The sequence below is a fragment of the Vreelandella boliviensis LC1 genome, assembly GCF_000236035.1.
In the GTDB taxonomy this organism is placed as follows: Bacteria; Pseudomonadota; Gammaproteobacteria; order Pseudomonadales; family Halomonadaceae; genus Vreelandella; species Vreelandella boliviensis.
The window spans coordinates 206301-211727 of record NZ_JH393258.1 but is presented as its reverse complement, the minus strand read 5'-3'; the positions used below and the strand labels follow the sequence as shown (position 1 = coordinate 211727).

At 45.2% G+C, this 5427-nt stretch carries 5 protein-coding genes and 1 pseudogene; 3 read left to right on the top strand and 3 right to left on the bottom strand.

The genetic code is table 11. The annotated features are described in order from the left end of the window. Positions 1 to 369 precede the first annotated feature (369 nt). Both KUC_RS10155 and KUC_RS20330 read left to right on the top strand, forming a co-directional pair. Positions 370 to 1269: an HNH endonuclease gene (locus KUC_RS10155; protein WP_007113103.1), complete on the top strand. Its 900-nt coding sequence runs from the start codon at positions 370 to 372 to the stop codon at positions 1267 to 1269. Between the two features lie 133 nt (positions 1270 to 1402). Continuing rightward, positions 1403 to 2995 (top strand): annotated as a pseudogene (locus KUC_RS20330) (transposase). Here KUC_RS20330 and KUC_RS10135 read toward each other — a convergent pair. After that, entirely contained in the window at positions 2983 to 3561 is a 579-nt protein-coding gene (locus KUC_RS10135; protein ID WP_255158058.1) for a DUF6037 family protein, read from the bottom strand. The pseudogene KUC_RS20330 and the gene KUC_RS10135 sit on opposite strands and share 13 nt — an antisense overlap. Positions 3562 to 3712: 151 nt before the next feature. On the opposite strand from KUC_RS10135, the gene KUC_RS10130 reads away from it, so the two are divergent. Continuing rightward, positions 3713 to 4624: a hypothetical protein gene (locus KUC_RS10130; RefSeq protein WP_141243504.1), complete on the top strand. Its 912-nt coding sequence runs from the start codon at positions 3713 to 3715 to the stop codon at positions 4622 to 4624. A 64-nt stretch (positions 4625 to 4688) separates the two neighbouring features. On the opposite strand, the gene KUC_RS10125 is transcribed toward KUC_RS10130, so the two are convergent. After that, positions 4689 to 4979 (bottom strand): type II toxin-antitoxin system RelE/ParE family toxin, encoded by a 291-nt coding sequence (locus KUC_RS10125; RefSeq protein WP_007113098.1) that lies wholly within the window; start codon positions 4977 to 4979, stop codon positions 4689 to 4691. Next, positions 4972 to 5193 (bottom strand): TA system antitoxin ParD family protein, encoded by a 222-nt coding sequence (locus KUC_RS10120; RefSeq protein WP_007113097.1) that lies wholly within the window; start codon positions 5191 to 5193, stop codon positions 4972 to 4974. Before KUC_RS10120 ends, KUC_RS10125 begins: the two co-directional genes overlap by 8 nt. Positions 5194 to 5427 lie beyond the last annotated feature (234 nt).

The following is a 5427-nucleotide window of genomic DNA, read 5'->3' as shown; positions in this document are numbered from 1 at the left end:
CCTAACGGGTGTCTAGAATACTCGGGGCGATTCACCCCTTGGGGTCGATGTACACACGGTTTCATGAAGTATTTTTAGCTTGTGATGCGTATTTTTCTGGTACGCTCAACAATAGGTGTGCTCAAAATTTCCGGAATTTATTATAAAAAGCAATTTAAAACAGTGAGTTGTGAAGAATCTGATCATGTTTATAGACAATGCGAAAAGATAGTCAGAAATGACAATGGGCATGCACATTTTTCTAGCGTGCTTGTGAGTGAAGGGGGATATTTTTTATTACTATCAATATATTGCAGGTTTTGGTGATGTTGGGTTCCCCGGAAAAACGCGCATGCGCATGAATAAACTGTTAGCCACAGAGGATAGTCCGTGGATATTTTCGTAGTTCGCTTAAATCCAGACCCAAGAGAAGGAGTTCCTTATTCAAACTTTGTCTCGGAAAAAGAATACAAAAAAATCCATAGCTCATCCCCTATGGACGGATTCCACGAGGCTGTGAACTTTATGTCTGAAGGCGGTGTTATTAGGGGCTACCTACCGCCGAGACACTCAGCAGCTTTACGGAATGGTGAGCCTTTTGTTCTCGTAACAATAACAGCGAAAACCGCAAAGAAAGGTGGTAACCAGATAGTTGGAATTCAATCCGGATGCATATACGAGGGAGAAACAGAAAGAGAAGGAGCAAGTCATAAGCAAGGGCTAACGTGGCATTATCGATGTCCGGCGTCACTTTCTTATCTGTTCCCAAATCCTATTCCATTTGCACGCGAAATTGTGTTGGGGCAAGACGGTTCATGGGTCAGAGGGCCAACTTACAAGATACCCACTGGCACCGAGCAGAAGTTTTTGGCATCCATATCTAATAACCTGAAGGGGGCTACTTCAAAGGCTAAATTAAAAGCCATTCTTCGCAGTGGCGATGCTCAAAAAGCAGAAGTTGATTTCGAGGCAGAGGATACATTTGAACAGAAGGTAGCGGAGGAGCTTGGTAAACCTTCAAAAAAGGTTAAGGGTAACAAGCACCCAACTCAGAAAGAGGTAAAAACTTACGCCTATGTTCGAGACCCAAAAGTGGTCGCGCAGGTATTGCGGGAGGCGAAAGGTATTTGTTTTGATTGCGAAAATAAAGGGCCATTCATCTCAAAAGTTACCGGTCAGCCTTATCTTGAGGTTCATCATGTACAAATGCTCAAGGATGGTGGCCCAGATACACCAGAAAACGCAGTCGCTTTGTGTCCAAATTGCCACCGTGCACGTCACTATGGCTAACAAAGAGCTGCTGTCGGATAAATTTTCCTTTGCGCTCCAAATTTGCCGCAGAGCGCGGCGTTGAGGTTGTAGAAAAACCCCACTGACGGCTAAGTTTTGGTAGGATCGAGGAAACAGATGAGGAGTGGTTAGCATGCCGCGCTTCAAGGTTTATAACTACGATCAGAACGCCATGGTGGTGATCAACTACCAAGATCAGCTCCAGCCAGGCACCTTTGAACACGCAGTGCACTATCTGATCGAGCACAAGCTCGACTTATCCGTTTTCCATCCCAAGTACCGCAACGACGCGACCGGTCGGCTGGCCTATGATCCGGCTATCTTGTTGAAGATCATCCTGTTTGCTTACTCAAAAGGCATCACCTCCAGCCGTGAAATGCAGTGGTGCTGTGAGACCAATATCATTTTCAAAGCGCTTTCCTGCGATACCGTTCCCCACTTCGCCACATTGGCAAGCTTCGTCAGTCGCCATGCCGATGAGATCGAAGCGCTGTTCGAACAAGTGCTGCTGGTGTGCCACGAACAAGGTTTGTTGGGTAACGAACTCTTTGCGATTGACGGCTGTAAGATGTCCTCCGATGCCTCCAAAGAGTGGTCTGGCACGTTCAAAGAACTGGGCGAGAAGCGTGACAAATTGAGAGGTCTGATCCGGCATCACCTACTGGAGCACTACACGCGTGATGAGGCCGAGACGGAAGCCAATCTGGATCGGGATATTCGACGGGCCAAGACGATTCTCTCGCTAGATGCCGCCATGAACAAAGTGGATCGTTTTCTAAAGACGCACAGCCCAAGGATGGGCCGGGGGAAGCGAATCAAGGAAGTGAAGAGCAATCTCACCGATAACGAAAGTGCCAAAATGACCACCAGCAAGGGCACGATCCAAGGCTATAACGGCGTAGCCACGGAGGATAAAAAACACCAGAAAGGCACCGTCGTCACGGCAGATACAGGCTTTGCCAATGACAAATTTATCGGGAATAAATTTGAACAGCCGCAGGCTGGCCCGAAGGGCGAGTCTCATGGATGAGACGAGTAAACCCAATATGAAGTATCTGCACGAACAGCAGATCAACGGCGACATCCCCGATAACCAGTTCCGCAGCCGAGATCCAAAATTCGCCGACCAGAAAAAAAATACGCCAAGCGCCACTAGAACTTACCAGATAAAGGCTGGCGAGAGACGACGCCCGCCAGCGCGTTCCAGTTTGATCCGGTAGAGTTAACGTGTATCTGTCCAGTCGGCGAAAAACTGTCCTATCGCGGGCAACGAGAAACTGACAGTGGCAAGATCCGAGTACACTTTGAAGGGCGCTTGCTGCAATGTCGGCACTGCCCAAAGAAATACCGATGCATGCAGAACCCAAGTTCGGCCGACCATCGCAACGGCGCCGGGCGACAAGTGTCTTTTATTGTCGAGAACAAACGCTTACCCAATTACACCGACTGGATGAAACACCGAGTGGATAGCCCGAAGGGCAAGGAAATCTACAGCCATCGTATGTCAGTCGTAGAGCCGGTATTCGGCAACATTAGCACGACGAAAAGGCTGAACCGCTTCAGCCTTCGGGGTAAGAAAAAGGTGCAAGGTCAGTGGCAGCTCTACTGCTTGGTGCACAATATTGAGAAGTTGGCGAATTACGTATGTAAATTAGGGCGAAAGGCGGTGGAGACGGCTCGAAATCGGGTTTTTCTACAACCTCGTTACATGCTTTATCGTCGTTGATCCTGCCAGTTTCTATTTAGATCTGTTGCACTCCACTTGCTGGAAGCTTTCATTTCTTTGCTATATTTAAGTGCCTCGTAGCCAATTAGTGCTAGAGTTTTGTTTCTGTTCTCTTCTGAGGGCGCATCTTTATACTTTTCATCTTTCCAATAAATCCAAGTGTCAAAATAGGGCTTTTCTCTATCTTCAATTATATCAGCTCTTAGCCTCAGAATTTCATTTGTTGGTGCAATTCGTTGCGCGTGAGCATTAGTAGGTAGTTGATTGTTTAGCTGTTCAAGAAAAGGGGCTGGTCTCAAAGGCTCGTCAGAATTACCGTTCCCAGTGAGAACCATTAAAAGGTCACCGTACATGTCGCCAAAGTATTCTTTTATCCAATACCCTTGCGTGACTTCGAATTTGAAAAATTTAGGTTCCAAGCCGCGTGATGTCAGTGCCAAAACAAAAGGAGCCTCTCGCGTCGAAAAGAGGCAGTCGAAATGCGCTACCCCCATCCTCACTTGAAATTGCTGCACGCTTGCATTTATCTGCATCATGCTTTTGTGTAACTCTTGTAGGGAGCTCATATGCATAGTATTTTAGTCCTTAAATATCATGGCACTAGAATATACAGTGCATGTAACAATACGGTCAACGCGATCGCTTTTCTGCGCCGCCTTTGGCTTTGCGCCAAAGCGGCCCGTTACCTTCAGCATTATATTAAATTTGGAACCGTGTATGGAAAAGACACTCCAGTCTGGCTGGTTTGATATATTCAGAAAAAAGTTGATAGCTGAGTTTTATTTAGATGTCAGGAAAGTTAAGAATTATCAGCCAGATATATCGCCAATAGTGTATTGCTGTTTGCAGCACAGGCGAGTTACACCTAAACCAAGAAATGTAATTTTAAGCAAAAAACTCCAAGAAAGCTCATGGGCTACTAATACAGAATGGATGTCGCTTCAAGAAAGCATTAAAAAAGGAGATGATATAAATGGGTATATGAGCAAGAATATCAATGATTGGCAGGCAATTGACTATTTGCTCTATACATGCAATATATCGCATTTCCACTTGTATAAAAATAAGAAAGGGGGAGTCAGAGAGTCTCTAGTTTTCGGGGTTTTCACAAAAGAGTTTTTTTATGCCTTAGACATTGGTGATCATAACGATTTATACAAGGCGGACTATTTAGTTTCTATTGCCAGCTCAAACTGGCCCGATCTAGATATTTTTAGAGTAAAAGAAGTAGCAGGAAAAACAGAAGCAGAATTTAATCCAAAAGAATTTAAGCGAACTGCAAACGACCCTAATCTCCAATACAACATGATAGCCCCTACATGTTTCATCGATCATAATGGCCAACGAAAAGAACTAGACAACCATCAAAATACAGCATTAATAAGCTTTGAGTTAAATGGTATTAAAATTGGAAAAATACCATTCAAAGTTTACTGTGCTTACATAAATGAAATAAAATACTTAGAGGAGCTTGACGTAAGGCTGTATGAACGGTACGGGGCAAAAAAAATGTCACTTGAGATAGATGCTAAAAAGAAGAATTATTCTGTAGAAATCCATCTTCAGCGCAGTAAAAAACTAAATTACAAAATACCTAAAACATTCATAACTTGTAGCCTTTACTATTAGGCCAGTAACTAAAAATATAACAATGCATTGCAGCGGGCAAGCCGATGAATGCGGCGTTACAACGTCACTTCTTATGCTTAATATCGCGGTAGAAATTTTCGTGTGAGCCCAGGGCCATCAATTCAAGGACAAGAGCGCCATCGTCAAAGCTGTAACCCAGCAGAGTTAGTTGCTTGTTCATTTTGAACTTATGGACTCGCAGAAAGGTCAGGTCGCCTTTTTTCTGCTCACCAATGCTGGGGTTGGCCATTAGCTCTTTAATGACCAAATCAAGGTCTTTTTTCTGGTTGGGCTTGAGCTTCTTTACCGCTTTTTTGAATGTAGGGGTTTGTAATACACTCGTGGCCTTAACCAAAATCGTAGGCCTCCAGTTTTCCGGCATCCCGTTCGGCCTGCGCGATGATGGCCTGCCTCACAAACTCATAGGGTAAATCGGGGTTATCTTCCATCATCTCGCCGATTTTCGCCCAGTGTTCTATTTGCTTGGGAGGGGTTCGATTAAGCGCTTTGGCTATAATCGTGGCCTTTTCAATAAGGTTTTGATCTAAGCGAATGCTGTTAGTAGCCATCTGTACCTCCAACGTAGATTTGGCGCAATTGTAGCAAGGTGCCACAATTGAGGCAAATTGCTACAAAGCTTTGTTGGCGGACTGCTTTCCCGCGGGCGCTACAAAGAAGACGCAAAGCGCGGCGTTAAATACCAGTGACCGCGAGATTCAGTGCGGCAATAATGCGATCTCTGAAGTGCAAGAGAGAGCCGACGGGATTCTTTAGGTGCTTTTCTGGCACCGAGGAAATCTGCG